We start from the raw sequence: 25238 nt of genomic DNA on the forward strand, positions 1-25238 counted from the left end.
CAGAAGGCATTCTGGAGGTGTGAGCTAGATGTCCACCGTGGCGATCGCGGTGGTGACGGGCGGCGGTACCGGTTCATCCACAACCTACGGGCCGGATGAAGGACGCGATGGCGGGCTTGGCGGCATGGCCGTTGGACGAGGCCGGGTTCGGCTTGAGGTACCTGAGCGCCGCCGATCAGCGGATCGGTCAGCGCCAGACCGCGTTCGTGAGCACCTTGGACAGGCCGGCAGTGCTGAACTTGTCGACGATAAGGATCTTGGACTTCGGCAGCAGCCACTCACGCTGGATAAAGGTTGCCCTCACCTTGGACGAGTAGTTCGCGACGCACTTGATCTGCCAGGCGCGGTACTGCGCCTTGTGCCCCTTGCCGATCTCGCGATAGCCGGACTTGAGGAGCTTGACACCGCCACCGTAGCTCCACTTCGCGTTGAGCGGGCACGGCTGCACGTCGGTGGCAGGGTAGTAGGGCGACTCGCCCGTGTAGGGATTGAACAGTTCATTCCCTATGGCGATGCCCTTCGGGCCATAGATCGAGAATTGGTGGCAGCCGGGCTCATGGAGCTTCTTGCACTTACCGGCGACCACGTAGATGAAGTCGCCCTTGCCGTGCACCTTCCACGCGTACGGCAGGGTGAGCGTCAGCCCCTTACGCAGCTTGAGCACCTGCCCGGCTGACGCCTGTGCCGTGGCGGGCGCCAAGGCACCCAAGGCCGTGACGACGGCGACGAGGGAAAGAATCCGCTTAATCATGACCGGTGAGACGAGCCACCGCCGGGAAAAGTTCGGGGGGCGACGAGAACTGCACAAGGACTCGGTTCATCTCCCGGGCGCGCCCTGGGATGTCTACAGGAGTCCGCGGCGCTCCAGGAGGGGCTCGATGCGCGGGTCGCGGCCGCGGAAGTTACGGAAGGCGGTCATCGCTTCCACGCTGCCGCCCTTGGAGAGCAACTCGCGGCGGAAGGTGTCGCCGTTCTCCCGGGTGAGCCCGCCGTTCTCCTTGAACCACTCCACGGTGTCGGCGTCCAGCACCTCGCTCCAGATGTAGGAGTAGTAGCCCGCGCTGTACCCGCCCGCCCAGATGTGCGCGAAGTACGTGCTGCGGTAGCGCGGGGGCACCAGCGGCAGGTCCACGTTGGCGTTCCGCAGCGCCCGCCTCTCGAACTCCTCGGGATCGCCGGGCTCCTCGTCAATGGTGTGCCATGCCCAGTCGAGCAGCGTCGCCGCGAGGTACTCCACCGTCCCGAAGCCCTGGTTGAACTTCTGGGCCTCCAGCATCCGGTCGACCAGGTGCTGCGGCATGGGCTCGCCGGTCTCATGGTGCCGGGCGTAGTTGGCCAGCACCTCCGGCCATACGGCCCACATCTCGTTGACCTGGGAGGGGTACTCGACGAAGTCACGCGGCACCGCCGTGCCGGAGAAGCGCGGGAACCGGACCGCCGAGAACAGCCCGTGCAGCGCGTGCCCGAACTCGTGGAACATCGTGTTGACCTGGTCGAAGGTCATCAACGTCGGCTCACCGGGGGGCGGCTTGACGATGTTGAGGTTGTTGACCACCACCGGCCGGGTGCCCTCGAGGGCCGACTGCTTGACCAGGCTGTTCATCCAGGCCCCGCCCCGCTTGGACGCCCTGGCGTAGAAGTCGCCGAGGAACAGGCCGAGGGGCGAGCCGTCCTCGTCCGAGACCTCGAAGACCCGCACTTCGGGGTGGTATCCCCGCAGGTCCGTACGCTCGGTGAAGCCGACCCCGTACAGCTTCTGCGCCGCGTGGAACACGCCGTCACGCAGGACGCGGTTCAGCTCGAAGTACGGCCGCATCTGCCGGCTGTCGATCGCGAACCGGGCCTCGCGCACCTTCTCGGCGTAGTAGGACCAGTCCCAGGCGGCGATGTCGAAGCCGGCCGTCTCGCGCAGCTCGTCGGCCTCCCGGTGGGCGTTGGCCACGGCGGCCGGGGTCAGCTTGCCGAGCATCTCGGTGACGGCCCGCGTGCCGGGCGCGGTCTGGTCCGCGACGACGTACTCGGCGTGGCTGCCGTACCCGAGAAGCGCCGCCCGCTCGGCCCTGAGCTTCGCGATGCGGACCACCACCTCCGAATTGGTCGCGAGACCCCTGCTGACGGACGCGCGGTGGATGCGCTCGCGCAGGTCGCGGTTGGTGAGCTCGGTCAGCACCGGCTGCCCGCTGGGCAGCACCAGCGTGATGACGTACTTGCCCTCGAGCCCGCGCGACTTGGCGGTCTCGGCCGCGGCCCTGATCGAATCCTCCGACAGCCCGTCGAGCTCGGCCACGTCCTCCACCACGATGGCCGAGGCGTTGGTGTCGGCCAGCAGGTTCTGCTCGAACCGTGTCGAGAGGGTGGACAGCTCCTCGTTGAGGCTCTTGAGCCGTTCCTGCTCCTCCGGCCCCAGCTCGGCGCCGGCCCGGACGAAGTCGGTGACGTAGCGCTCCAGCAACCACCTATGCTCGGGCTCCAGCTCCCCGGGGGAGATCGCCTGGATGCGGGAGAAGAGCCGCCTGTTCAGGAAGATGGCGTCCCCGTGCTGGGCGAGCTTCGGGGTGATGGCCTTTTGGATCTCCTGAAAGCCCGGGTTGGTATCCGAGGAGGCCTGGTTGAAGAACACCACGGAGACGCGGTTCAGGATCTGCCCCGACCGCTCCAGTGCCGCCACGGTGTTGTCGAAGGTGGGTGGATCGGCGCTGCCGGCGATGGCCTCGACCTCCGCCAGCTGCTCGGCCATGCCGCGTTCGAAGGCGGGCACATAGTGCTCCTCGCGGATCTCCGCGAACGGCGGCAGCTGGTAGGGCAGGGCACTCGGGGCGAAGAACGGGTTCTCGGACAACGCGCGGGCTCCTCACGTGGCAAAGGTTCTTCCTTGCAGCGTTACACACCGAGCCTGTCCCCGGCACTCCGAGTGCCGATCCACCGGACCGGAGCGGGACTCACCAGGGGCGATCCGCCGCTTCGGCAATCGTTTTGGTCTTGGCCCCCAAGCTGGGCTATTCTTTCGGAGTCGCGAGCGAGCCTGGCAGCAAGCAGGCCGCGAGCAATGGGGTATGGGGTAATTGGCAGCCCGGCTGATTCTGGTTCAGCTAGTCTAGGTTCGAGTCCTGGTACCCCAGCAGGTTTCCTGCACAACGCCTATGCCTTCGAGAAGGCATAGGCGTTTTCGTTTTCCGGGGCGCGGGGCGCGGGGCCGCGGGCGCAAGCCCCGCCCTGGTCAGGGCGCGAGGCCGTGCAGGATCTTCACGATCTCCCGCCGGCCCGAAAGCGTCGGTGCGTGGCTCGTCCGCACCGTTCGGACGTCGAAACGGTTGTCCGGCGTCAGCGCGTCCGCCTCCCTGATCATGCGGTCCTGTAGCGCCGGAGCGTTGAGCCCTCGCGAGGTGCAGGTGCTCGAACTCGTCGCCGAGGGCGTGACCAACCGGGAGGCGGCCTCCCGGCTGTTCATCAGCGAGGCCGGCATCAAGACCCACCTGATCCGCGTCCATGCCAAGCTCGACGTCCGCGACCGGGCCTCCGCCGTCGCCGAGGCCTACCGCCGCGGGCTTCTCGGTCAGGCGGGACGGGGGTGTGCGGGCCAGGGCGTCGCAGAACCGGTTTGGCCGTGCTCTCAAGGGTGCGGTAGAGTTACGCCCGTTGCCGAGGCGTCCGCAGGGGCGCCTCCGTCGGTTCTCACTCGATCCGGCAGGCAGTGGCAAGGTCCCGTCGTCTAGTGGCCTAGGACGCCGCCCTCTCAAGGCGGTAACGCCGGTTCGAATCCGGTCGGGACTACCACACTGCCGCAACAAGACCCAGGTCATGTGAACCCTGGCTCCGTCGTCTAGTGGCCTAGGACGCCGCCCTCTCAAGGCGGTAGCGCCGGTTCGAATCCGGTCGGGGCTACAGATCGGGAACCCTCGGAAGCGCTGCTTCCGGGGGTTTTCGCATGCTCCCGCCGCCATCCATTCCAGCCGGCATCCGGACGCGTTGGTAAGGACCTTGGACACGCCGGTGAGCAATTCGGACACGCCGGTGAGGACGTGGAGAGCCGGTGAGGACCTGGGGACCCGGTGAGGACGTGGAGAGCCGGTGAGGACGTGGGGACCCGGTGAGGACGTGGGGACCCGGTGAGGACCTCGGACACGCCGGTAAGGATCGGCGGGCATAGCGGTAGGGATCGCCGCCGAGGCCGGACGGGTGCCTCGCCGTCGATGGCGCTTCACCCGTCCCGCGCCGGCCGGACGTGCGGTTACTCCCGGTGACCGGCCCCGGAGCGGGCCTTGAAGAGGGCCCGTTTGGCGGCCTTGGCCACCTGCTTGTCGGGGTGGGCCTCGCCGATGGCCTCCAGCAGCTCCTCGACGTGCGGGTGCGGGACCTTCCAGATCACGTCGAGCAGGCTGCTCAGCACCGGCGCGGGGCCGATGTCGTGCAGGCTGCTGACGAACTCGGGCCTGCCGAGGCCCGCCGAGATCGTCCACATGTCGAGGATCAGCCAGTGGGTGTCGCTCTGGCTCGGCTCCGGTGCGTCCTCGACGCCGAGCTGGGCGAGATGCGTCGCGGCGTACGGGCGCAGCGACGGCTCATCGAGGGCCTCCTGCCAGGCGGGAACCGCGACGGGCCCGAGCGTGCCGACCAGGCTGGCGGCCTGCACCCGGATGAGCGCGTCCGCCTCGTCCTCCGCGGCGGCCTCCAGCAGCTCCTCGGCGGCTCTGGCGGGCTCGCGCAGCAGCATCCAGGCGGCGAACTCGGCGTCCGCCTCCTCCTCGGGCAGGTCGGCGCTGAACGACAGCAGGTCGAGCGCGGTCATCGCGTCGATCGCGGGACGCGCGTCCACCTCGATGTCGTCGTCGTCGAGCAGGTGGACCACGCCTTCTGTACCGAGCGGCGTGAGGCGCACCTGCTCGTCCGACACGGTGATCATGCCGTAGCCGGTGAGCCATTCGAGGACGGAGGCCAGGGGGTCGTCCGCCTCGGCCCAGGCGGTCGCGCCCAGGTCGTCGAACTCGGCGGCGGCCTCGGCCAGCTCCTCGCGCAGGTCGTCGACGCGGCGCTCGCCGCCCGCGATCAGCAGCCGGATCAGCAGGGCCCGGGTCAGGCCGGAGAGGGCCAGGGTCAGGTCGTCGTCGTCGAGCTCAGGGTCGCCGTAGTCGACGGAGTGAAGGCCCAGCATCCAGGCGTCGAGGACATCCTCGTCGTTCTCGAACGGCCAGGCGGCGGTGTCCTCGTCGACGCTGACGGTGTCCTCGCCGTCGGGCGTCAGGAACTCCAGATCGACGGCGAGGTTCCAGAGGTTCCACAGCGCGGGCACGGCGTGGGCGAGCGGCTCCTCGCCGGGCTCGGGAAGATCGACGACCCCCAGCGCCTGGCGGATCTCCTCGTCGCTCAGCAGGGTGTCCTCGCCGACCTTGCGGGACTTGCCCACCCAGACGGCCAGGTCACGGGCCTTGAAGATCAACGGCACCGTACGGGCGGCGGTGGCGAGCTCGGCGTCGGGACGCAGGCGGATGGTCGGCAGATCGGCGAGCTCGTCGGCGAAGGGCTCGAAGTCACCGAGGCCTTCCACCTCCTCCTCGTCGAGGTCCTCTTCCTCCTCGTCCCAGTCGCGCTCGCCGAGGACCTCCTCCATCGCCTCGATGAAGTCGTCCTCCACCGCGTCGAGCTCGTCGAGCAGGTCGTCGAGGCTGTCGGATCCCTTCGCCAGGCGGCCGGTCTCGGAGAGGAAGGTGAGATAGGAGCGCACGGCCGGGATCATGGCGTCGGCCGCGGTGTCGGGATCCTCCACGACCTGTGGCATGCGTTCGACCAGGACCGGACGCAGGTCGTCACGCTTCCACAGGTGGACGTCGTCACGAGCGATCAGGCGGTGCCAGAGTGCGGCGGGTCCCACCAGGTCGGGATCACTGTCCGGTGCGTTGTCTGGTGCCCAGAGAATGAACTCTTGAAGGAGGGGACGCAGCTCCGTTGCCGCTGCCTCGATGCGATCTGTCACCCCGCCAGGCTAGTGCTTGGCGGCGGCCGTCTCTAATCAGTTAGCACGGCTTCCATGACCAATCGGTGAGGACATGTCCGATTGGTGGATTCAGTGGACTCCAGTTGGCACAACGATTACTCCGCCATGACGGACGGAACCGGATGCGGAGTCCCCTCTAGAGGGGGCTGATCAGAGGTGATGGGGACCGAGGGCGGTTCAGTTGGCCCGGCGCATGGCCTCGGTGATGCGCTCGGCGGCGGCCACGACGGGGGCGGCGTGCATGCGGCCGGGAGTGCGGGTGAGGCGCTCGATGGGCCCGGAGACCGAGACGGCGGCGATGACCTTGCCGCCCACGCCGCGGATGGGGGCGGAGACGCTGGCGACGCCCTGCTCGCGCTCGCCGACGCTGTGGGCCCAGCTGCGCCTGCGGACGCTGGCGAGGGTGGCGGCGGTGAACTTGGCGCCGCGCAGGCCGCGGTGCAGGCGGTCGGGCTCCTCCCAGGCCAGCAGGATCTGCGCGGCGGACCCGGCGGTCATGGGCAGCGAGCTGCCGACCGGGACCGTGTCGCGCAACCCGCTCGCGCGCTCGGCGGCGGCGACGCACACGCGCTCGTCGCCCTGTCTGCGGTAGAGCTGTGCGCTCTCGCCGGTCAGGTCGCGAAGCTGGGTCAGCACGGGGGACGCGACGGCGAGCAGGCGGTCCTCGCCCGCCGCCGTGGACAACTCGGACAACCTGGGGCCCAGGATGAAACGGCCCTGGGTGTCACGGGACACGATGCGGTGGTGCTCAAGCGCGACGGCCAGCCGGTGAGCGGTGGGGCGTGCCAGTCCTGTCGCCTGGACGAGCTGTGCCAGGGAAGCGGGGCCCGCCTCAAGGGCGTTGAGCACGAGAACGGCCTTGTCGAGTACGCCGACTCCGCTAGAGTTGTCCATACCCCGATACTGCCGTCTCGCTATCCGAGATGCAACTGGCATTCACGGGAGGGATGGGTAGGCTGTCCATATCCCGAAATGCCCGTCTTATCATATGAGACGTTCCCAGGGATGAAACGCAAGGAGGCGTTCACGACATGGGTCGCACACTGGCTGAGAAAGTATGGGAGCAGCACGTCGTCCGTCGTGCCGACGGCGAGCCCGACCTGCTCTACATCGATCTCCACCTCATCCACGAGGTGACCAGCCCGCAGGCGTTCGACGGCCTGCGCCTGGCGGGGCGGAAGGTGCGCCGGCCCGATCTCACCATCGCCACCGAGGACCACAACGTCCCCACGGTGCTCGGCCCGATCGCCGACCCCGTGTCCAAGGCGCAGGTGGAGACCCTTCGCAAGAACGCCGCCGAGTTCGGCATCCGCCTCCACCCGATGGGCGACGCCGGCCAGGGCGTGGTGCACATCATCGGCCCGCAGTTCGGCCTGACGCAGCCGGGCATGACCGTCGTCTGCGGCGACTCCCACACCTCCACCCACGGTGCCTTCGGTGCCCTCGCCTTCGGCATCGGCACCTCCGAGGTGGAGCACGTGCTGGCCACCCAGACCCTCCCGGCCTACCGGCCGAAGACGATGGCCATCGAGGTGTCCGGCGAGCTGCCGTTCGGCGTCACCGCCAAGGACCTGATCCTCGCCATCATCGCCCAGATCGGCACCGGCGGCGGCCAGGGCCACATCGTGGAGTACCGGGGCCAGGCCATCCGCAATCTCTCGATGGAGGGGCGGATGACCGTCTGCAACATGTCCATCGAGGCGGGCGCCCGGGCGGGCATGATCGCCCCAGACGAGACGACCTTCGAGTACCTCCGGGGCCGCCTGCACGCGCCCACCGGACAGGCCTGGGACGACGCCGTCTCGTACTGGAAGTCGCTCAGGACCGACGACGACGCCGCCTTCGACACGGTCGTCGAGATCGACGCCTCGACGCTGTCGCCGTTCGTGACGTGGGGCACCAACCCCGGCCAGGGAGCGCCGCTCCGCGACGCCATCCCCGCCCCCGAGGAGACCTCCGACCCGGCCGCCGCCCGGCGGGCGCTCGACTACATGGGCCTCACCGCCGGCACCCGGCTCAGCGACATCCAGGTCGACACCGTCTTCGTCGGCTCCTGCACCAACGGCCGCCTTGAGGACCTGCGCGCCGTCGCCGATGTGCTGCGCGGCCGTACGGTCACGGCGCGCACCCTGATCGTGCCGGGCTCGATGCAGGTCAAGGCCGAGGCGGAGGCCGAGGGCCTGCACGAGGTGTTCAAAGCCTCGGGCGCCGAATGGCGCGAGGCCGGCTGCTCCATGTGCCTGGGCATGAACCCCGACACCCTCGCCCCGGGCGAGCGCAGCGCGTCCACCTCCAACCGCAACTTCGAGGGCCGCCAGGGCAAGGGCGGGCGCACCCACCTGGTGTCGCCGGCGGTCGCCGCCGCCTCCGCCGTCACCGGCCGCCTCACCGCGCCCGCCGACCTGTAAGGAGCTTTGGAACCATGGACGCCTTCACCACGCACACCGGCCGTGCCGTGCCGCTGCGCCGCAGCAACGTGGACACCGACCAGATCATCCCCGCCGTGTGGCTCAAGCAGGTCAGCCGCACCGGGTTCGAGAAGGGGCTCTTCGCGGCCTGGCGCGAGGACCCGGAGTTCGTCCTGAACGACCCCGCGTACGAGGGCGCCTCGATCCTCGTCGCAGGGCCCGACTTCGGCACCGGCTCCTCGCGCGAGCACGCCGTCTGGGCACTCCAGCAGTACGGCTTCCGCGCCGTGATCGCGGCCCGGTTCGGCGACATCTTCCGTAACAACTCCACCAAGATGGGCCTGCTTCCGGTCGTCCTTCCGGCGGAGTCGGTGGAGGCGCTGCAGGCCGCCGTCGAGGCCGATCCGGCGCTCGAGGTGACCGTCGACCTGGTCGGACGCCAGGTACGCTGGGCCGGCGAGTCGGCCGGCTTCGAGATCGACGACTACACCCGCTGGCGGCTTCTCGAAGGACTCGACGACATCGGACTGACCTTGCGTCATGCCGAAGACGTCGCCACGTACGAGAATGGTCGGCAGCCATGGCTGCCGACGACCGTTTGACCCCCGCCCCGAGCCCTGAGGACGAGCTGGCGCGGCGGTTGCGCGACGCTTACCGTCGCGTCGCCGCCGCGCGTATGTCGCCTGCGGAGAGAGAGCGGTTCGCGAGGAGGTTCGTCGTGATTTGTGACCTCGCGAAGCGTGATGTCGATCATGCCTGCACCCGTCTGGACGCCTTTCTGGCCGATCTGTCAGCGGAATTCGACACGCCGCGTAGGCGAAACAACGCGGAATGTGATTGAGTCCTGGCCGTGTGTCCTTTAATTTCAAGCGGGTAAGGGGTTTCTGACCGTTGACTGGTGGGTGCGTGCCGAAACCCCGCGCTTGGGCACACCGGGTGAGACGGGATCGGGCGACGCCCGCCACGCTCATCCTCAGACAGCGGTAACAGGGGGAGCAAACCTAGATGAACAAGCGAGAACTCGTGGACGCGATCGCAGATCGGGTCGGCGACAGGAAGACGGCCACCGAGGCCGTGAACGCCATAATCGAGGCCATCCAGCACGCTGTCTCGAGCGGGGAGAAGGTTTCGATCACGGGCTTCGGCGCGTTCGAGATGGCGCACAAGCCGGCCCGCCAGGCCAGGAACCCTTCAACCGGGGAGCCCATCAAGGTCTCCGAAAGCTGGGGGCCCAAGTTCCGACCCGGCGCCGACTTCAAGGACCAGGTCAACGCGGCGGGGAAGAAGGCCTCCAAGAAGAAGTGACGCCTCATCGGCTCACTCGCAACGCCCGGAAACCCATCCAGGGGTTCCGGGCGTCGCCGTGCCCGGGCCGGTGAGACGGTATGCCGGGCCATGGCGGTTCCTGTGAGGCGGCGTGCGGGGGAAGGGGTCGCCCGGACGGCTACTCCGGCAGCGGGAACGTCGAGAGGGTGATCACGGTGATGGTGTCGTCCTCGACCCGGATGTTCACTCGCTGCCCGACACGCAGCAGCCGCAGGGGTCCCGCGTCGAAGGCATCGGCACCGAACGGGAGCTCGGTGCCGTTGTCGAGGAGCACCGATCCCGAGCGGGTTTCCGAGTCGAAGATCCGCACCGTGGCCTGCACGCCGGTCAGCTTATAACCCCGCAGATCGTTTGGCCCCTCTTCGGGGCTCGGGGCTTGGCGGCTTCTCCTGATCGCAGCGGACGAACGCCCCTCGATGGCATCAAGGGCTCATGTCTACGGCTGGGTCCGCGGCTCGATGTAGGAGGCGAGCCCACGCAGGATGATCTCGATGCCGAGCTCGAACCTGGCGTCGTTGTCGTCGTCGAAAATCATCCCGGAGAGCGCGATCAGGTTGGGGAACCGCTCAGGCGGGAGCGTGTCGAAGTAGCCCTTGATGGTGCTGCGCATCTCCTTCCAGGACGCCGCCTCGGTGTTGCGGCGGCGCTCCTCCCACATGCTCTCCTCGAAGGTGAATCCCTCCATGAACGTGGACATCATGTCGCCCGCGGCCGCCGCGACCGCGTCGGGCAGGCCGCCGGCGCGGAAGATCGCGAGAAGGCGCTCGACGTGCGGGAGCAACTCGGGGGTGAAGGGGACGTGGGCCATGGAGATGCGGGCCATATCGCGGTGCCGCAGGAGCCGGGCCCGGCCCTCGCGTGCGAAGTCCTTGATCTGCTCCTGCCAGTGCTCGGGGTCGGGATCGGGCAGGCTGTGGCCGTCGAACAGCCGGGTGTACATGTGCTCGAGGAGCTCGTCCTTGCTCGACACGTGGGCGTACAGCGCCGAGACCGCCACGCCGAGCTCGCCCGCGACCTGGCGCATGCTCAGCCTCTCGTATCCCTCGCGGTCGAGCACGGTGTACGCGGCGTCGATGATGCGCTCGCGGGTGAGCGGCACGCGAACCGGGGCCACCCGCTTCCGTGACCGCTCCCATGGGGGCGACGGTACGGCTGGGTCGGCCTGACCTGGTTCGCTCATGCGTCACCGCCCTGTCGTCCGTGGTGATGGCTTCTCACGGAGTCTAGTTGCCCGATGAACGGCGTTCGTAGAACTAGAACACCATTCTAATTCGCGATATATCTTGCCTCCTCCTTAGACGCGACATATCTTGAGAACGCCGCACTTGATGGCGAACACCGTTCAATGGTAGAACACAGCTCGCAAATGGTGAACACTGTTCTAAGGGCGAAGACGACGCCCGGCACTGAGGAGTCCGCATGACGACGACCGGCACCGCCCCACTGGGAACCGGGCAGGAGGCGCCCCCATACCGCTGGCGCTGGGTGGCCCTGTTCATCATCCTCGCCGCCGAGGTGATGGACCTGCTCGACGCCGTGGTGACCAACATCGCCTCGCCCACGATCCGCGTGGAACTCGGCGGCAGCGCCGCCACCATCCAGTGGCTCGGCGCGGCCTACACCCTTTCCATGGCCGTCGGGCTGATCACGGGTGGCCGGCTGGGCGACATCTTCGGCCGCAAGAGGATGTTCCTCATCGGCGCCGCCGGCTTCACCGTGGGCTCGCTGCTGTGCGCCCTCGCCCAGGGCCCCGAGCTGCTGGTCGCCGCGCGGGTCGTCCAGGGCCTGTTCGGCGCGGTCATGCTCCCGCAGGGCCTCGGTATGATCAAGGAGATGTTCCCGCCCAAGGAGATGCAGGCGGCGTTCGGCATGTTCGGCCCCGTCATGGGCCTGTCCTCGGTGGGCGGCCCGATCCTGGCCGGCTGGCTGATCGACGCCGACTACTTCGGCACCGGCTGGCGCATGATCTTCCTGATCAACCTGCCCCTGGGCCTCGCCGCCGTGTTCGCCGGGCTGCGTTACCTGCCCGAGTCGCGCTCACCGCATCCGCTGAAACTCGACTTCGTCGGCGTGCTCCTGGCCTCGCTGGCGGGCCTGTTGATCATCTTCCCGCTGGTCCAGGGCCGGGAGCACGACTGGCCGCTCTGGTCGTTCCTCATGATGGGCGCCTCCGTCGTGGTCTTCGCGATCTTCGGCTGGTTCGAGTCGCGCAAGAACAGGGCCGGAGGCGACCCGCTGGTCGTGCCGAGCCTGTTCCGGAAGCGCGCCTTCACCGGTGGCCTCATCACGGGACTCGTCTTCTTCTCGGCGATGATCGGCTTCACGCTGGTGTTCAACCTCTACACCCAGATCGGCCTCGGCTACTCGACCCTGAAGGCGGGTCTGTCGATGGCGCCGTGGTCGCTCGGCATGGTCCTCGGCTTCGGCATCGCCCAGCCCCTGCAGAAGTACGGCAGGAAGCTCCTCCACGGCGGCACGATCCTCATGGGCGTGGGCACGCTGGCCATCCTGGTCACGCTGAACCTCGCGGGCATCGGCGTGACCCCGTGGCAACTGGTCCCCGCGCTGCTGCTGACGGGTGTCGGCATGGGCCTGCTCATGGCGCCGTTCTTCGACATCATCCTGGCCGGTGTCGAGGACCACGAGACCGGCTCGGCGTCCGGCACGCTCACCGCGGTCCAGCAACTGGGCAGCGCCTTCGGCGTCGCACTGCTCGGCACCGTCTTCTTCGGGCTGCTCGGCGGCGGCGTGGCCACGGCCGCGGACGACGTCACGCCGAAACTGCGCTCCGACCTCGCCGCCGTGCAGGTGACCGGAGCGCCACAGGACCAGATCGTCACCGGGATGCGCGCCTGCGTCCACGACCGCGCGGTCGCCAAGGACCCGGCGGAGGTGCCCGCGTCCTGCACGCGGCTGGAGGCCGACGCACGGGCCGCGGCGACCTCGCCCGAGTCGGGGGTCGCCATCCAGAAGGCGGTGGCCACGGCCGGGACGCAGTCGGGCAAGGAGGGCTTCGGGCACGCGATGAAGACCATCTTGTGGGTCGTGGAGGCCATGCTGCTGCTGACCTTCCTCGCGGCCTTCCTGCTGCCCAAGCACGCACGTGAGGGTGAGGCGGCGGGAGCTCACTGAGCCGATCCGGCGCCGGGTGCGCGCCGAGCCGCGCCGGCGCCCGCGGGTCCTAGAGGGATCAAGAAGGAGTCCTCCACGTGGAGGACTCCTTCAGCTTCCTCACCACGGCGGCGGTGTGCGGTCCGACGCCGAGGGCGACCGCCTCCTCCAGATCAGAGGGCGTGTCGACGTCACGGCGTACCGAGGGGATGCCGTCCGGCGCCACCTCCTTCGCGCCGCCGCCGAGGTGCCTGGCCCGGGACTCGCCCCCGAAGCGCGGGGCGAACACCACGCCGGGACGTACCCCGTAGAAGGTCGTGCCGATCTCGGCCGCGTCCGGCACGAAGGACTGGTCGAAGTCGGCGGCGCAGGACAGCACGACGCTCAGCTCCTCCGGCCGCAGGGCGGGCAGGTCGGCCTGCAGGGCGCCGATCGGGCCGGCCGGCGCCAGCAGGGCCGCCTCCGCGCCGCCGGATCGCAGCGCGGCGTTGAGCCCGGCGTTCGGATCGGCGACGACGCGCGCGCCCAGCGCGGCCAGCGCCTCGGCGGGCACGGGGTCGGCCGTCACCACGATGACCCCCGCGACGTGCGGGCAGGCCAGGGCCGCCGCGACCGTGTCGCACGCGATGGCCACGGCGAGCGCGGCGCGATGGGGCCCGGCCGCGGCGGCCAGGCGGGTCTTGGCGGCCACCAGGGTCTTCACCGGCACCACAATGGTCCAGCCGGTCTCCCGGCCGAAGTCCCTACGCTCCGTACGACGCATAGCCTTAGCATCCCGCCTCGACATCTCGTGGAGCCAACCGGGAGACTGATGGCGCACAGGCATGACTGGAGGAGTCAATGAGCCGCCCCGGACGTCCGCCCATCCCCTGGGAAGCCCTCGTTGTGGCGATCGTCAAGCCGCTGCTGTATCTCTTCACCAAGAGGGACTGGCGGGGCCGCGACAACGTGCCTCGCACCGGCGGCGTGATCATCGCAGCCAATCACCTGTCGTGGAGTGATCCGCTGCTGTTCGCCCACTACGCCTACGACAACGGCCGCTGGCCCGTCTACCTGGCGAAGTCCGGGGTGTTCAACATCCCCGTGATCGGCACGATCGTCAGGAAGTGCAGGCAGATCCCGGTGCAGCGCGGGAGCACCGACGCGGCCCGCTCCTTGAAGGACGCCGAGCAGGCGCTCCGCGACGGCTCGTGCGTGATCTTCTACCCCGAGGGCACGATCACCCGCGACCCCGACTTCTGGCCCATGGCCGCCAAGACGGGCGTCGCCAGGCTGGCGCTGGCCACCGGCGTGCCGGTCATCCCCGTGGCCCACTGGGGCGCGCAGGAGATCCTCCCGTACGGTGAGAAGCGGCCGAGGCTGTTCCCCCGCAAGACCTTCCGCGTGCTGGCCGGGCCGCCGGTCGACCTCTCGAAGTACGAGGGCCTTCCGATGCGGGGCCAGGTGCTGAAGGAGGCGACCGCCGACATCATGGCCGCAATCACCGCCCAGTTGGGCGAGCTTCGTGGCGAGAAGGCGCCGGACACTCTGTTCGGCGAGGGCGAGGCCCGCGCCGGGTGACGAGCACCGGCATCGGGCCGGCGTCCGATGGTGACCGTCCAGAACGACTTCACATCGCGGAGTGAGCGTACGGTGAGTAGATGACCAAGGCCGTCGTTTTCGGAACCGGTTCCTGGGGGACCACCTTCGCGATGATCTTGGCGGAGGCGGGCACCTCGACGACGCTGTGGGGAAGGCGCGCCGAGGTGGTGGAGGCCGTCGAACAGCGGCACGAGAACCCCGAATACCTGCCCGGAGTGCGGCTTCCCCCCTCGCTGCGCGCCACCACGGACGCGGCCGAGGCGATGGAGGACGCCGACTTCGTGGTCCTGGCCGTCCCGTCCCAGACCCTGCGCGGCAACCTGGCCACCTGGCAGCCGCACATCCCCGACCACGCGGTGCTCGTCAGCCTGATGAAGGGCATCGAGCTGCGCACCTCCAAGCGCATGAGCGAGGTCATCTGCGACGTCGCAGATGTCCCGGCCGAGCGGGTCGCCGTCGTCTCCGGCCCGAACCTCGTCGGAGAGCTGATCCGGCGCGAACCGGCCGCGACGGTGGTCGCGAGCGTCGACGACAAGGTCACCGGGCGCCTGCAGGAGGCGTGCCACCTGCCGTGGTTCCGCGCCTACACCAACTCCGACGTGGTCGGGGTCGAGCTCGGCGGCGCGGTGAAGAACGTCATCGCCCTCGCGGTGGGCGTGGCCGCGGGCATGGGCCTCGGCGACAACGTCAGGGCCACGCTCATGACCCGCGGTCTCGCCGAGATCTCCCGGCTGGGCGCGGCGCTCGGGGCCGACCCCCACACGTTCGCCGGTCTCGCGGGCATGGGAGATCTGGTCGCGACCTGCACCTCCCCATTGTCGAGGAACCGCACTTTCGGTGAGAATCTTGGCCGGGGCATGACCCTGGCCGAGACCATCGCCGCGACCAGGCAGACGGCGGAAGGGGTCAAGTCCTGCGAGTCGGTTCTCGACCTGGCGAGGAAGCACGATGTGGAAATGCCGATCACCGAGGTGGTGGTGGGCGTGGTCCACGACGGAATGACCCCCAGAGAGGCCGCGGTGATGCTGATGTCCCGTACTCCCAAGCCCGAACGGTACGGCGTGTGACACCCTCCCGACGTATGCGCAGGAGGCTCGGTGAGAACTCCCGGGCGGTCCATCTGCCCCCCGCGCCGGTCCCCCGCCAGCTGCCCATCGGCCTGCCCGTGTGGCGGAGCGCGGCCTGGAGTTTCGACAGCTCCGCCGAGTACGCCGACGTGCTCGGCGACCGCGCGCCCGGGTTCGCCTACAGCCGGATCGACAACCCCACCGTCGCGGCCTTCGCCTCCGGCATCGCCTCGCTGGAGGGCGCGGCCGCTCCCGAGGACGTCTCGGGCCAGGCGTTCTCGTCCGGCATGGCGGCGGTCAGCGCGGTGTTCATGACATTCCTGCGGGCCGGTTCCCACGTCGTCGCGCCCGCCCCGGTGTACGGCGGCACCTACTCCCTGCTGGCCAACGTGCTGTCGCGCTTCGGCGTGTCCGTCGACTTCGTGGACTACTCCGACCTGCGCCGGGTCCACGCCACCCTCAGGTCCTCGACCAAGCTCGTCTACGCGGAGACGCTGACCAACCCCACGATGGCGGTCGCCGACATCCGAGGGCTCTACCGCATCGCGCGCGACGCGGGCGCGCTCCTGGTGGTCGACTCGACCTTCGCCACCCCCGTGGTGTGCCGTCCGCTGGAGCACGGCGCCGACCTGGTCATCCACTCCGCGACCAAGTACATCGGCGGGCACGACGACTGCACCGGCGGTGCCGTGGTCGGCCGTCCCGATCTGATCTCCAAGATCCGCGAGGTCCGCATCGACACCGGAGGGACCCTCGCGCCGGACGAGGCCTTCCTGCTGCGCCGGGGCCTGGAGACGCTCCCGCTGCGCGTGCGCCGCATGTGCGCGACCGCGATGGTCTTCGCCGCCGCCGTCGCCAAGCACCCGGCGGTGCGCCGCGTCGACTACCCCGGCCTGACGAACCACCCCGGTCACCAGCTCGCCCGCCAGCTCTTCGACGCCGGCCCCGAGGGCACCAGGTACGGCGCGTGCGTCACCGTCACCCCGCACGGCGGGTACGAGGCCGGGGTCATGCTGGCCGACACCGTACGGCTCGCCCGGATCGCGACCTCGATCGGCGGTACGCACACCAAGGTCGCGCATGTGGCCTCCACGACCCATCGCCAGCTCGACGAGGCGGCCCTGACGGCCTCCGGCATCGACGCCGGGGCGGTGCGCTTCGCCATCGGCCTCGAGGACTCGGAGGATCTCATCGCGGACGTCACCGAGGCGCTCGACGCGTTGCGGTCCAATACCGCGAGCCGCACCTGACAAGCAGGGACGACGGCCACGCAAGGTAGATTCGGGCATCATGAACCATCAGCATGAATCCGGACCTCGCGTACGGGTGGCGGTCGTCTTCGGCGGGCGCAACTCCGAGCATGCGGTGTCCCTGATGGGCGCCGGTAGCGTCCTCTCGGCCATCGACCGGTCCAAATACGAAGTCGTCCCCATCGGCATCGCGCCGGACGGTCGCTGGGTGCTCGTCTCGGAGGAACAGCGGTACGAGATCGAGGACGGCGAGCTTCCCGCCGTGGACGGGAGCGGCACGTCGCTCGCCCTGCCGTCCGCCAGCGGATCGATCGTGGCGCTCGAGGCCGGGCGGATCCCCGCCTCCCTCGGCCAGGTCGACGTCGTGTTCCCCATGCTGCACGGTCCGTACGGCGAGGACGGCACCATCCAGGGCCTGCTGGAGATGGCCGGCGTCCGCTACGTCGGCTCCGGCGTGCTCGCCAGCGCGGTGGGCATGGACAAGGCGTACATGAAGACGCTGCTGGCGGCGGCGGGGCTCCCCGTCGGGCCGTACGTCGTGGTGCGCGACCGTGACTGGCGCGTCGACCGCGAGCGCGTTCTCAAGGACATCGAGACGCTCGGCTGGCCGGTGTTCGTCAAGCCGTCCCGCGCCGGCTCCAGCCAGGGCATCTCGCGGGCGGACGACTTTCAGGGGTTGGAGCGCGCGATCGAGCTCGCCCGTGAGCACGACCCGAAGGTCCTGGTCGAGGCGGCCATCGAGGGGCGCGAGATCGAGTGCGCGGTGCTGGAGTCCCCCGGGGACGAGCCGCCCGCCGCCAGCCTGCCCGGCGAGGTGGTGGTCAACGACGACCACGAGTTCTTCGACTTCTCCGCCAAGTACATCGGTTCGGACATGTCGCTCACCGTCCCCGCCGACCTCCCGGTGGAGGTCAGCGACGACCTGCGGCAGATGGCCGTACAGGCGTTCGAGGCCCTCGGCTGCGAGGGGCTGTCCCGCGTCGACTTCTTCTACACCCCGTCGGGCCGCCTGATCCTCAACGAGATCAACACGATGCCCGGCTTCACGGCGATGTCCGTGGCGCCGCAGCTCTGGGCCGCCACCGGCGTTCCATACGCCGAGCTGGTCGATCGCCTGATCCAGCTCGCGCTGGCTCGTCCCGAGGGCCTGCGGTGATCGGCGTGTCCGTACGCCCGTGATGATCCGCCCGGCGGCCCCGGAGGGGAGGGCCGCCGGGTTCAAGCGGGAAAGGCCGCCTTGATCGGTGCGGCGAGGTCGGCGAGCACTCCCGTGGTCTCGTGCCTGCGGGAGATCGTCACCTCGACGTAGCCGTCACGGGTGATGGCCGTGAACAGCGCGGGCCTGACCGGGTCGGCGAACCAGGCCACGCCGTTGATCTCCGGCAGTTGCTGGAGAGGGTCCATCGCGGCGGGGCGCGGCACGCCGCAGCGGAGCGCGATCTCCGCCTCGCCCCACACCGCCACATAGGGCGAGGGGGGTTCGGACGGGACACGCTCCGCGCCGTCGAGAATCTTGGGCAGCCTGCCGTTCAGCGTGGCGCAGGCGGTCGCGGTGGCCCCTCGCGGGGCAGGGGGATCGACCCTTACGGCCCCGCCGCACCCGGACAGCAGGACCGATGCCGCCACGACGAGGACGACCCGGACCACTGCTTCCCCCGAAAGACTTGGACGCTCAGATATGAACGATGGGACACGTAAGGGTACGCGTGATTCCCTCTACGGCCTGGATCTGCGCGACGACGAGCTTGCCGAGGTCGTCCACGTTGGCGGCCTCGGCGCGAACGATCACGTCGTACGGGCCGGTGACGTCCTCCGCCTGGGTCACCCCGGAGATGACCGCGATCGCGGACGCGACCTCGGCGGCCTTGCCGACTTCTGTCTGGATAAGGATGTAGGCCTGCACCATCACGTCCTCCCGCGGGGGCGATGCTAACTAGCTAGATCAGTGCCGAATCGCCACCGTACATGCAAGACACCTGGAGGTGTGCTATCAGAGTCGCAGATCTTGGTGAATTCGGGATCATTGCCCGTATTGTCGGGCGTTTGCCACAATTTCCGGCGGTATTGCTTGGCCCGGGCGATGACGCCGCGGTCCTTCGCGCTCCCGATGGCCGAGTTGTCGTGACGACGGACCTTCTACTTGAGGGTAGACACTTCCGCCGTGATTGGTCCAGTCCATACGATATCGGGCGAAAAGCGGCAGCGCAGAACCTTTCCGACGTGGTCGCGATGGGCGCCGACCCTACGGCGATCTTCGTGGGCCTGGGGCTGCCCGGGGACCTTCCGGCGGAGTGGCTCGACGGCCTGACCGACGGCTTCGGGGACGAGTGCGCCCTGGTGGGCGCGAGCGTCGCGGGGGGTGACATCGCCAGGTCCGAGAAGATCGTGCTGGGGGTCACCGCCCTGGGGGACCTGGGCGGGCGCGCGCCGGTCACCCGGGCGGGCGCCCGGCCCGGGAACGTCGTCGCCGTGGCGGGCCGGTTGGGTCACGCGGCGGCCGGTCTGGCGCTCTTCCTCGCAGGTCGTGGCGACCTCCCCTTCCCGGGCCTGGCGGCCGCCCATAGGCGTCCCGAGCCGCCGTACGCCTGCGGTCCCGGCGCCGCCGTTCTGGGGGCCACGGCGATGGCCGACGTCAGCGACGGGCTGCTGCAGGACGCGGGGCACATCGCCAAGGCGAGCGGTGTTCGGATCGAGCTGGAGTCGCGGGCGTTGCCGGTGCCCGAATCGCTGGCCGAGGCCGCGGCCGAGCTGGGGCAGGACCCGCTGGGATGGGTGCTGACGGGCGGGGAAGATCACGCGCTGGTGGCGGCCTTCCCTCCGGAGACACGGCTGCCGCCGGAGTGGAAGATCATTGGCAGCGTGACCGAGGGCGAAGGTGTGCAGGTCACGGGGTACGAAGCGCCGCACGGTGGCTGGGATCACTTCCGTGAATAAGGTGAAAATTGTGACAAAGAAGTATTGAAGGTGTTATGAAGTGGGGCGCTGTGGTTTCTTTACTAGGAAGGCGCTTCATGGGACGGGGACGCCACAAGTCATCCCGAGGTCGGGACTCTGACTCGGAGTGGGCGGGCGAGCACGGGGGTGCGGGCTGGCACGACGATGAGCGCGGAACTCAGGAGTGGCTGAACGATGGCAACGGACCAGGGTGGCTCGACGACCCCGAACCCGACGAGCCATCCCGGCCCCGCCACGACCCCCCGGACTCCGGCAGGCACGTAGAGAACCAGGACGTTCTCGGACGCGCGGAGGCGCCCGGCGTTCGCGAGCCCATGCGCCGGCCGCCGTATCCCAGCGCCTGGGACACCGGATCTCCTTCCCCCGCCCGGCCCGCCTGGCCGAACGCCTGGGATGACCCGGCCCCGGCCCCGACCGGACACGCGGACCCCACCGCGTGGGACCCCGGCACGGCGGTCTCCGGCCCGCAGCCGGTGCGGGACTCGGGCACGGCGGTCTCCGGCCCGCAGGGACGGTCCGCATGGGACTCCGGCACGGCGGTCTCCGGCCCGCAGTCGGTGTGGGAGTCGGGCACGGCGGTTCAGGGTTCGCGGGGACAGGCCGGGTTCCCCGGCTCCGATCCGCAGACCGCCTTCCCGGCCACAGGACCGCAGCCTGGACGCTCAGGGGCGCTGGGAGGCGCTGAGGGGGCGGAGGGTTTCCCGTCCACGGAAAGCCCGGCTGAGGGCACCAGAGGCCTCTCCGGCCCGGCCCTCGACGGCCAGGACGGGTTTCCAGGATCCGGCCGGGCGCTGGATCGTGAGGACGGGTTCCTGGGGTCCGGCCGGGCGCTGGATCGTGAGGACGGGTTCCTCGGTTCCGGGGGAGGGGCCGATCCGGAGGCCGACTCGTTCGACCTGAGCCCGGAGAAGGGACGCAGACGGCAACGGGCGAACCGTCCCCGGTTGTGGAGAGGACGCCGCCTGATGGTGCTGTCCGCGGTGGCGGTCGTGGCCGCCATCGGCAGTGCGGTCATCGGGATCAAGCTGTCCTCCAATCAGCTCGATCTGACGCGCACACCGGACTGCCCGAAGGGCGAGGCCTGCGCCGCCATCGCCCCGGCCAAGCCCCCGGCGGACACGGCGTCGGCCGGGCCCGCGGACACCGACGACCCCACCGCGTCCGGCTCTCCACGCGCGTCCAAGCCGGCCAGGCCGACGGCGAGCCGTACCCCGGCCCCGCGGACGCCGGTCGCCTCCGCCCGTCCCACGCCGGACCGTACACGGGCGACGCCCACCCCCAAGCCGAGCCGGACGCCGCGGAACACGCCGGAGCCCACGCCCACGCCGGACGAGACCGATACCGCGTTTCCGGAAGAGACATCGCCGGCCGACGAGACCGACCCCATCGTCTCGCCGGGACGGGTCGACATCGACTTCGGCGTCTCCGGAGTGACCAACACGGGTTACACCGGCGAGCTCACGGTCACCAACAGAGGGCTCACGCTGGACGAGTGGAGCGTCCGGGTGCCGGTCGGCGGGAGCGTCACCGGAGCCGACGGTGCTGAGTGGACCCAGGAGGGCGACACCCTGGTGCTCAGTTCCACAGCCCCGCTGGGGGAGAACGATCAGGTCGTGATCTCGTTCGTCGCCACCGGGGAATCCGCCCAGCCCGACAGTTGCGAGCTGAACGGCGGAAGCTGCCAGCTCAGCGTGAGCGAGGACACCACACTCCAGTCCGTCTTCTGAGCGCGCGGACGGTCCTGGTTTGATGGTCAGATGACTCCTCCCCGCGTGCTGACGATCGCAGGCTCCGACTCCGGCGGAGGGGCGGGCATCCAGGCCGACCTGAAGACCATGCTCGCGCTGGGCGTCCACGGCATGAGCGTGATCGCGGCGGTCACCGCCCAGAACTCCGTCGGGGTCCAGGGCTACTGGGAGCTTCCCGCCGAGGCCGTACGGGCCCAGATCGACTCGGTGCTCGGCGACATCGGCGCCCAGGCGATCAAGACGGGCATGCTCGCGTCCCCGGAACTGGTCGCGCTGGTCGCCGAGGCGCTGGCCGGTGTGGACGCGCCGGTGGTGGTCGACCCGGTGGGGGTCTCCAAGCACGGGGATCCGCTGCTCGCCCCGGAGGCCGTCCAGACGATGGCCACCCGCCTGCTGCCCGTGGCGACCGTGGTGACCCCCAACCTCTGGGAGGTGGAGCAGCTCACCTCGTACAAGGTCGAGGACGAGGACGGCCTGCGCCCGGCGGCCGAGGCGATCTTGGAGCTCGGGCCCACATGGGTGCTGGTCAAGGGCGGGCACCTGCCGGGCCCGCCGGTCGACCTGCTCACCAATGGCGCCGAGGAGTACCGGTTCGCCGCCGAGCGGCTCGACAACCGGCACACCCACGGCACCGGATGCACGCTGGCCTCGGCCATCGCGTCCCATCTCGCGCTGGGCGAGGACGTCCCGGGTGCCGTGGGCAAGGCCAAGGAGTACGTCACGGGCGCGATCGCCGGCGGTTTCCCGCTGGGCGCCGGCATCGGCCCGGTGGACCACGCCTGGCGCTGGCGCTGAACCCTACGGCCTGGTCAGAGCAGGCGGGCGATCGGGTCGTCCGCGAGGCGGCGGAGCAGGGTCGCGGTGTTGGCGGCCTGGGAAGCCTCCGGTCCGGCGCGCTCGCCCGACTCGACCGCGGCGGCGAGGGCGCTGAGCTCGTGGGGCGGCAGCAGCGTGCGGCCCATGCTGTGCAGACGCAGCCGGATCTTCCTGCGGCTCTCGGGGTTCTCGGCCACCAGGTGCGGCACACGGCGCCCCGTGGGGATGGTGCCCTCGCCGTGGGGGTTCCTGACGTACTCCGGCTCGGAGTCGATCCACACCCGGGCCGTCGCGAGGTCGGCCTGGCGCGCGCCGAGCAGGCCGCGTACCTCCAGCACGGTGCCGTTGAGGATGGCGCGCCGCCGGTAGGTGCCAAGGACCATGGTCGCGACGAACCCCACCATCAGCACCGCGATCACGATGAAGATCATCTGAACCGCGTTGACGGGGAACCCGCTGCCGGCGACGGCCGGCGAATCCGTGAACCCGCTCGAGGATCGGCCGGGCTCGGATCCTCTGAGGACGAGGGCCGCGACGCCGGTGATGCCCCCGAGCACGGCGAGGAAGAGGAACGCGACGACCGACACGGTGACCTTCTGGCCGGTGGAGGCGTTCACGCTCAGATGTACGGGCGGATTCAGCACGAGAACAAGTTACCCAGCAACGCCTGCCCCATGCGCCCGCCTCGCCACACCCGGCTCGGCGGTGCGGGAACGCAGACAGCCCGTCGCCTGGACGGCGACGGGCTGTCTGGAAGAACTCAGGTCAGCGGGTGACCTTACCCGCCTTGATGCAGGAGGTGCACACGTTCAGCCGCTTCGGCGTGCTGCCCACCATGGCGCGCACACGCTGGATGTTCGGGTTCCAGCGGCGGCGGGTGCGGCGGTGCGAGTGCGAGATGTTGTTGCCGAAAGTCGGCCCCTTGCCGCAAACGTCGCAGACGGAAGCCACGGTCATCGCTCCTTAGATAAGTCAATAGGCCCGAAACCGAGGTAGAAGCGGTGGTCGGGCATGCCGGGACAACCGGCTGGCCACACGAGGGTATCCGATGTTGCCCGGTGCACGCCAAATGGGGGAACCGGCGAACAGGGATAATCTCGTAACACCAACCGTAGCGCATCCGCGGAGACCCGTGGTCGCGCGGCGTGCGGATCATCGCCCGCCCGTGAGAGCGTGCATGGGAGAGAGATCGGCGTTCGGAGCGTGCCGGGAGGCGCGTGCGATGCGTGCGAGGCCTCGCGCACGCAACGTGCGCGGAAGGCGCCCCGCGCGGGAGGGAGTCATATGCCTTCGGAGCCCGCCGGCGCCGGTGATCCCGTACAGGAGTGCCTCCAGGTGCTCGATCCGCAGGCGGTGCGCCGCTGGTCCCGGCTGTGCGCGGACGCGCTCGGCCGTGCCCGTGCGGAGATCGACGCCCTCAACGTGTTCCCGGTTCCGGATGGCGACACCGGGACGAACCTCCACCTGACCATGCTCTCGGCCGCCGAGGCGCTCGACGGGCTGCCGGAGGACGCCGACGCTGACAGCACGTGGCGCACGCTGGCCCACGGCGCCCTGCTCGGCGCCCGGGGCAACTCCGGAGTCATCGTCAGCCAGGCCCTGCGAGGCATGGCCGAGGTGCTACGTCACGCCAAGGGGGAGGGGCGTGACCTTCGTGAGGGGCTGGCCAGGGCGGCCCAGTCGGCGAGGAGTGCCGTGGCGAGACCTGTCGAGGGCACCGTGCTCAGCGTGCTCAGCGCGGTGGCCGACGCGGTGGAGGGGACCTCCGGCGAGCTCGCGGAGGTGGCCAGGAAGGCGGCGGCCGCCGCCCGCGGGGCGCTCGGCCGCACCACCGGTCAGCTCGACGTGCTCGCGCGCAACGGGGTGGTGGACGCGGGTGCGGCGGGGCTCACCGTCATCGTCGAGAGCCTCGCGGCCGTGATCACCGACTCCTATGTCGACCGGTACGAGGTGCCCGCCCCCACCGTGCGCTTCGAGCCGCAGCCGGTGGAGGGCCCGGGGTACGAGGTGATGTACCTCCTGGACGCCGACGAGGCGGCCGTGGCCGTGCTGCGCGACGAGCTCGACCGCCTCGGCGACTCGCTGGTGGTGGTCGGGGGAGAGGGCCTGTGGAACGTGCACGTCCACGTGGACGACGCCGGGGCCGCCATCGAGGCCGGCATGCGGGCCGGGCGGCCCCATCGGGTCAAGGTCGTCTACCTGGAGGCCCCCGCTCGCACTCATCGGGCCGGGGACGGGCGTGGCGTGGTCGCGGTGGCGGCGGGCGACGGCATCGCCAGGCTGTTCGAGGAGGCCGGTGCCGTCGTGGTGCGCCGCAAGCCCGGGAGCAGCCCTCCGCTGGCTGCGGTGCTCGCGGCCATCAGGGAGGCCGGGACCGAGGTGGCGGTGCTTCCCAACGACAGCGGGGTCAACGCCGTGGCCGTGGCCGCCGCCGAGATCGCCCGCGAGGAGGGCATCGTGGTGAGCGTGCTGCCCACCAAGGCGACCGTCCAGGGCCTGGCCGCGCTCGCCGTGCACGACTCGCTGCGCCGTTTCGACGACGACGTGGTGGCGATGACCGACACCGCCGGCCACACCCGCCACGGCCATGTCTGGGTGGCCAACCGCGAGGCCATGACCAGCGAGGGCATGTGCCACCCGGGCGACGTGCTCGGCGTCATCGACGGCGACGTGGCGCTGATCGGCACGGCCGTGGAGGACATCGCCGTGGAGATCACCTCCCGCATGCTCTCGGTCAGCAGCGAGCTGGTCACCCTGATCATGGGGGTGGACGCGGACGCACGGCTGGCGCAGGCCGTACGGGACCATCTCGACGCCGTACGGCCGGACGTGGAGGTCGTGGTCTACAAGGGCGGGCAGGGTGGCTACCCCCTCCTCATCGGCGTCGAGTGATCCGCGGGCATGGCGGCCCGGCTCGCCTGGGCGGCCGGGCCGTGAACGTCACGGCGGCGCGGACTGTGGGGCATGGCGTGTTCTTGTCGGCCGGG

Annotated in this window: 26 protein-coding genes and 3 tRNA genes; 17 read left to right on the forward strand and 12 right to left on the reverse strand. The window is 69.9% G+C overall.

Annotation, left to right across the window (positions count from 1 at the left end):
• Window positions 1–187: 187 nt before the first annotated feature.
• Together ABD810_RS35675 and ABD810_RS35680 are read right to left on the reverse strand one after the other, a co-directional pair.
• On the reverse strand, window positions 188–751 hold the full coding sequence (locus ABD810_RS35675) for a hypothetical protein (RefSeq protein WP_344951365.1): 564 nt from the start codon (window positions 749–751) through the stop codon (window positions 188–190).
• A gap of 93 nt (window positions 752–844) precedes the next feature.
• Complete coding sequence (locus ABD810_RS35680) at window positions 845–2839, reverse strand: M3 family metallopeptidase (protein WP_344951368.1); 1995 nt, start codon at window positions 2837–2839, stop codon at window positions 845–847.
• Window positions 2840–3047: 208 nt separating this feature from the next.
• On the opposite strand from ABD810_RS35680, the gene ABD810_RS35685 reads away from it, so the two are divergent.
• Window positions 3048–3119 (forward strand) — tRNA-Gln (locus tag ABD810_RS35685).
• 98 nt (window positions 3120–3217) lie between these two features.
• On the opposite strand, the gene ABD810_RS41185 is transcribed toward ABD810_RS35685, so the two are convergent.
• Window positions 3218–3463: a hypothetical protein gene (locus ABD810_RS41185; protein ID WP_425567023.1), complete on the reverse strand. Its 246-nt coding sequence runs from the start codon at window positions 3461–3463 to the stop codon at window positions 3218–3220.
• On the opposite strand from ABD810_RS41185, the gene ABD810_RS41190 reads away from it, so the two are divergent.
• The 3 genes from ABD810_RS41190 (at window position 3345) to ABD810_RS35700 (ending at window position 3882) form a co-directional block, all read left to right on the forward strand.
• Window positions 3345–3713, forward strand: a complete 369-nt coding sequence (locus ABD810_RS41190; protein WP_425567018.1) for a helix-turn-helix domain-containing protein — start codon at window positions 3345–3347, stop codon at window positions 3711–3713. The genes ABD810_RS41185 and ABD810_RS41190 overlap by 119 nt on opposite strands.
• A tRNA-Glu gene (locus ABD810_RS35695) sits at window positions 3699–3774 on the forward strand. The genes ABD810_RS41190 and ABD810_RS35695 overlap by 15 nt, the downstream gene beginning before the upstream one ends.
• Before the next feature lie 35 nt (window positions 3775–3809).
• Window positions 3810–3882: transfer RNA gene (locus tag ABD810_RS35700), tRNA-Glu, on the forward strand.
• A gap of 346 nt (window positions 3883–4228) precedes the next feature.
• Here ABD810_RS35700 and ABD810_RS35705 read toward each other — a convergent pair.
• Both ABD810_RS35705 and ABD810_RS35710 read right to left on the reverse strand, forming a co-directional pair.
• The gene (locus tag ABD810_RS35705; protein WP_344951371.1) at window positions 4229–5866 is read right to left on the reverse strand and encodes a hypothetical protein; all 1638 of its coding nucleotides are present in this window, start codon (window positions 5864–5866) and stop codon (window positions 4229–4231) included.
• Between the two features lie 300 nt (window positions 5867–6166).
• Window positions 6167–6883, reverse strand: a complete 717-nt coding sequence (locus ABD810_RS35710; protein ID WP_344951374.1) for an IclR family transcriptional regulator — start codon at window positions 6881–6883, stop codon at window positions 6167–6169.
• Between the two features lie 137 nt (window positions 6884–7020).
• On the opposite strand from ABD810_RS35710, the gene leuC reads away from it, so the two are divergent.
• The 4 genes from leuC (at window position 7021) to ABD810_RS35730 (ending at window position 9702) form a co-directional block, all read left to right on the forward strand.
• Window positions 7021–8397, forward strand: a complete 1377-nt coding sequence (gene leuC / locus ABD810_RS35715) for a 3-isopropylmalate dehydratase large subunit (RefSeq protein WP_344951376.1) — start codon at window positions 7021–7023, stop codon at window positions 8395–8397.
• 14 nt (window positions 8398–8411) lie between these two features.
• Complete coding sequence (leuD, locus tag ABD810_RS35720; RefSeq protein WP_344951379.1) at window positions 8412–8999, forward strand: 3-isopropylmalate dehydratase small subunit; 588 nt, start codon at window positions 8412–8414, stop codon at window positions 8997–8999.
• Window positions 8978–9238, forward strand: a complete 261-nt coding sequence (locus ABD810_RS35725) for an SCO5555 family protein (protein WP_344951381.1) — start codon at window positions 8978–8980, stop codon at window positions 9236–9238. Before leuD ends, ABD810_RS35725 begins: the two co-directional genes overlap by 22 nt.
• A gap of 164 nt (window positions 9239–9402) precedes the next feature.
• On the forward strand, window positions 9403–9702 hold the full coding sequence (locus tag ABD810_RS35730) for an HU family DNA-binding protein (protein ID WP_344951383.1): 300 nt from the start codon (window positions 9403–9405) through the stop codon (window positions 9700–9702).
• A 139-nt stretch (window positions 9703–9841) separates the two neighbouring features.
• Here the strand turns inward: ABD810_RS35730 and ABD810_RS35735 are convergent, their stop codons facing one another.
• Both ABD810_RS35735 and ABD810_RS35740 read right to left on the reverse strand, forming a co-directional pair.
• Window positions 9842–10045 (reverse strand): hypothetical protein, encoded by a 204-nt coding sequence (locus tag ABD810_RS35735; RefSeq protein ID WP_344951386.1) that lies wholly within the window; start codon window positions 10043–10045, stop codon window positions 9842–9844.
• Window positions 10046–10159: 114 nt separating this feature from the next.
• Window positions 10160–10903: a TetR/AcrR family transcriptional regulator gene (locus ABD810_RS35740; protein WP_344951389.1), complete on the reverse strand. Its 744-nt coding sequence runs from the start codon at window positions 10901–10903 to the stop codon at window positions 10160–10162.
• Window positions 10904–11142: 239 nt separating this feature from the next.
• Here ABD810_RS35740 and ABD810_RS35745 point away from each other — a divergent pair, with 239 nt between their 5' ends.
• Window positions 11143–12855 (forward strand): MFS transporter, encoded by a 1713-nt coding sequence (locus tag ABD810_RS35745; RefSeq protein ID WP_344951392.1) that lies wholly within the window; start codon window positions 11143–11145, stop codon window positions 12853–12855.
• A 58-nt stretch (window positions 12856–12913) separates the two neighbouring features.
• Here the strand turns inward: ABD810_RS35745 and cofC are convergent, their stop codons facing one another.
• Window positions 12914–13597, reverse strand: coding sequence for a 2-phospho-L-lactate guanylyltransferase (cofC, locus tag ABD810_RS35750; protein WP_344951395.1), 684 nt, complete (start codon window positions 13595–13597; stop codon window positions 12914–12916).
• Between the two features lie 77 nt (window positions 13598–13674).
• Between cofC and ABD810_RS35755 the strand changes: the two genes are divergently transcribed.
• From ABD810_RS35755 to ABD810_RS35770, 4 genes are all read left to right on the forward strand, one after another.
• Window positions 13675–14394, forward strand: coding sequence for a lysophospholipid acyltransferase family protein (locus tag ABD810_RS35755; protein ID WP_344951398.1), 720 nt, complete (start codon window positions 13675–13677; stop codon window positions 14392–14394).
• 80 nt (window positions 14395–14474) lie between these two features.
• Window positions 14475–15482, forward strand: a complete 1008-nt coding sequence (locus ABD810_RS35760; protein ID WP_344951401.1) for an NAD(P)H-dependent glycerol-3-phosphate dehydrogenase — start codon at window positions 14475–14477, stop codon at window positions 15480–15482.
• A 14-nt stretch (window positions 15483–15496) separates the two neighbouring features.
• A complete protein-coding gene (locus ABD810_RS35765) occupies window positions 15497–16732 on the forward strand; it encodes a trans-sulfuration enzyme family protein (protein WP_344951680.1) in 1236 nt (411 codons plus the stop codon).
• Window positions 16733–16772: 40 nt separating this feature from the next.
• Window positions 16773–17888, forward strand: coding sequence for a D-alanine--D-alanine ligase family protein (locus tag ABD810_RS35770; protein WP_344951404.1), 1116 nt, complete (start codon window positions 16773–16775; stop codon window positions 17886–17888).
• A 62-nt stretch (window positions 17889–17950) separates the two neighbouring features.
• Here ABD810_RS35770 and ABD810_RS35775 read toward each other — a convergent pair whose 3' ends face one another.
• Together ABD810_RS35775 and ABD810_RS35780 are read right to left on the reverse strand one after the other, a co-directional pair.
• On the reverse strand, window positions 17951–18379 hold the full coding sequence (locus tag ABD810_RS35775; RefSeq protein WP_344951407.1) for a DUF3515 family protein: 429 nt from the start codon (window positions 18377–18379) through the stop codon (window positions 17951–17953).
• Between the two features lie 25 nt (window positions 18380–18404).
• Window positions 18405–18638, reverse strand: coding sequence for an Lrp/AsnC family transcriptional regulator (locus ABD810_RS35780; RefSeq protein ID WP_344951410.1), 234 nt, complete (start codon window positions 18636–18638; stop codon window positions 18405–18407).
• Window positions 18639–18697: 59 nt separating this feature from the next.
• Between ABD810_RS35780 and ABD810_RS35785 the strand changes: the two genes are divergently transcribed.
• The 3 genes from ABD810_RS35785 to thiD all read left to right on the forward strand — a co-directional run bounded on the left by ABD810_RS35785 (window position 18698) and on the right by thiD (window position 22230).
• Window positions 18698–19666 (forward strand): thiamine-phosphate kinase, encoded by a 969-nt coding sequence (locus ABD810_RS35785; protein WP_344951413.1) that lies wholly within the window; start codon window positions 18698–18700, stop codon window positions 19664–19666.
• Between the two features lie 77 nt (window positions 19667–19743).
• Window positions 19744–21414 (forward strand): hypothetical protein, encoded by a 1671-nt coding sequence (locus tag ABD810_RS35790; protein WP_344951416.1) that lies wholly within the window; start codon window positions 19744–19746, stop codon window positions 21412–21414.
• Between the two features lie 30 nt (window positions 21415–21444).
• Window positions 21445–22230, forward strand: a complete 786-nt coding sequence (gene thiD / locus ABD810_RS35795; protein ID WP_344951419.1) for a bifunctional hydroxymethylpyrimidine kinase/phosphomethylpyrimidine kinase — start codon at window positions 21445–21447, stop codon at window positions 22228–22230.
• A gap of 14 nt (window positions 22231–22244) precedes the next feature.
• Here the strand turns inward: thiD and ABD810_RS35800 are convergent, their stop codons facing one another.
• Both ABD810_RS35800 and rpmB read right to left on the reverse strand, forming a co-directional pair.
• Entirely contained in the window at window positions 22245–22868 is a 624-nt protein-coding gene (locus tag ABD810_RS35800) for a hypothetical protein (RefSeq protein WP_344951422.1), read from the reverse strand.
• 148 nt (window positions 22869–23016) lie between these two features.
• Entirely contained in the window at window positions 23017–23202 is a 186-nt protein-coding gene (gene rpmB / locus ABD810_RS35805) for a 50S ribosomal protein L28 (protein WP_262848146.1), read from the reverse strand.
• Between the two features lie 333 nt (window positions 23203–23535).
• Between rpmB and ABD810_RS35810 the strand changes: the two genes are divergently transcribed.
• Window positions 23536–25143 carry a DAK2 domain-containing protein gene (locus tag ABD810_RS35810; RefSeq protein ID WP_344951425.1) on the forward strand — a complete coding sequence of 536 codons (1608 nt, stop codon included), beginning with the start codon at window positions 23536–23538 and terminating at the stop codon, window positions 25141–25143.
• The last annotated feature ends 95 nt before the right edge of the window (window positions 25144–25238 follow it).

It is taken from the genome of Sphaerisporangium flaviroseum (genome assembly GCF_039537005.1).
In the GTDB taxonomy this organism is placed as follows: Bacteria; Actinomycetota; Actinomycetes; order Streptosporangiales; family Streptosporangiaceae; genus Sphaerisporangium; species Sphaerisporangium flaviroseum.

Coding starts and splice junctions, on each gene's coding strand:
- ABD810_RS35785 (WP_344951413.1), top strand. CDS start 18,698: ATGCAAGACACCTGGAGGTGTGCTATCAGAGTCGCAGATCTTGGTGAA.
- ABD810_RS35755 (WP_344951398.1), top strand. CDS start 13,675: ATGAGCCGCCCCGGACGTCCGCCCATCCCCTGGGAAGCCCTCGTTGTG.
- ABD810_RS35765 (WP_344951680.1), top strand. CDS start 15,497: ATGCGCAGGAGGCTCGGTGAGAACTCCCGGGCGGTCCATCTGCCCCCC.
- thiD (WP_344951419.1), top strand. CDS start 21,445: ATGACTCCTCCCCGCGTGCTGACGATCGCAGGCTCCGACTCCGGCGGA.
- cofC (WP_344951395.1), bottom strand. CDS start 13,597: ATGCGTCGTACGGAGCGTAGGGACTTCGGCCGGGAGACCGGCTGGACC.
- ABD810_RS41190 (WP_425567018.1), top strand. CDS start 3,345: ATGCGGTCCTGTAGCGCCGGAGCGTTGAGCCCTCGCGAGGTGCAGGTG.
- ABD810_RS35740 (WP_344951389.1), bottom strand. CDS start 10,903: ATGAGCGAACCAGGTCAGGCCGACCCAGCCGTACCGTCGCCCCCATGG.
- ABD810_RS35675 (WP_344951365.1), bottom strand. CDS start 751: ATGATTAAGCGGATTCTTTCCCTCGTCGCCGTCGTCACGGCCTTGGGT.
- ABD810_RS35780 (WP_344951410.1), bottom strand. CDS start 18,638: ATGGTGCAGGCCTACATCCTTATCCAGACAGAAGTCGGCAAGGCCGCC.
- ABD810_RS35725 (WP_344951381.1), top strand. CDS start 8,978: ATGGCTGCCGACGACCGTTTGACCCCCGCCCCGAGCCCTGAGGACGAG.
- leuC (WP_344951376.1), top strand. CDS start 7,021: ATGGGTCGCACACTGGCTGAGAAAGTATGGGAGCAGCACGTCGTCCGT.
- ABD810_RS35770 (WP_344951404.1), top strand. CDS start 16,773: ATGAACCATCAGCATGAATCCGGACCTCGCGTACGGGTGGCGGTCGTC.
- ABD810_RS35730 (WP_344951383.1), top strand. CDS start 9,403: ATGAACAAGCGAGAACTCGTGGACGCGATCGCAGATCGGGTCGGCGAC.
- ABD810_RS41185 (WP_425567023.1), bottom strand. CDS start 3,463: ATGCCGGCCTCGCTGATGAACAGCCGGGAGGCCGCCTCCCGGTTGGTC.
- ABD810_RS35760 (WP_344951401.1), top strand. CDS start 14,475: ATGACCAAGGCCGTCGTTTTCGGAACCGGTTCCTGGGGGACCACCTTC.
- ABD810_RS35745 (WP_344951392.1), top strand. CDS start 11,143: ATGACGACGACCGGCACCGCCCCACTGGGAACCGGGCAGGAGGCGCCC.
- leuD (WP_344951379.1), top strand. CDS start 8,412: ATGGACGCCTTCACCACGCACACCGGCCGTGCCGTGCCGCTGCGCCGC.
- ABD810_RS35790 (WP_344951416.1), top strand. CDS start 19,744: ATGGGACGGGGACGCCACAAGTCATCCCGAGGTCGGGACTCTGACTCG.
- ABD810_RS35810 (WP_344951425.1), top strand. CDS start 23,536: ATGCCTTCGGAGCCCGCCGGCGCCGGTGATCCCGTACAGGAGTGCCTC.
- ABD810_RS35710 (WP_344951374.1), bottom strand. CDS start 6,883: ATGGACAACTCTAGCGGAGTCGGCGTACTCGACAAGGCCGTTCTCGTG.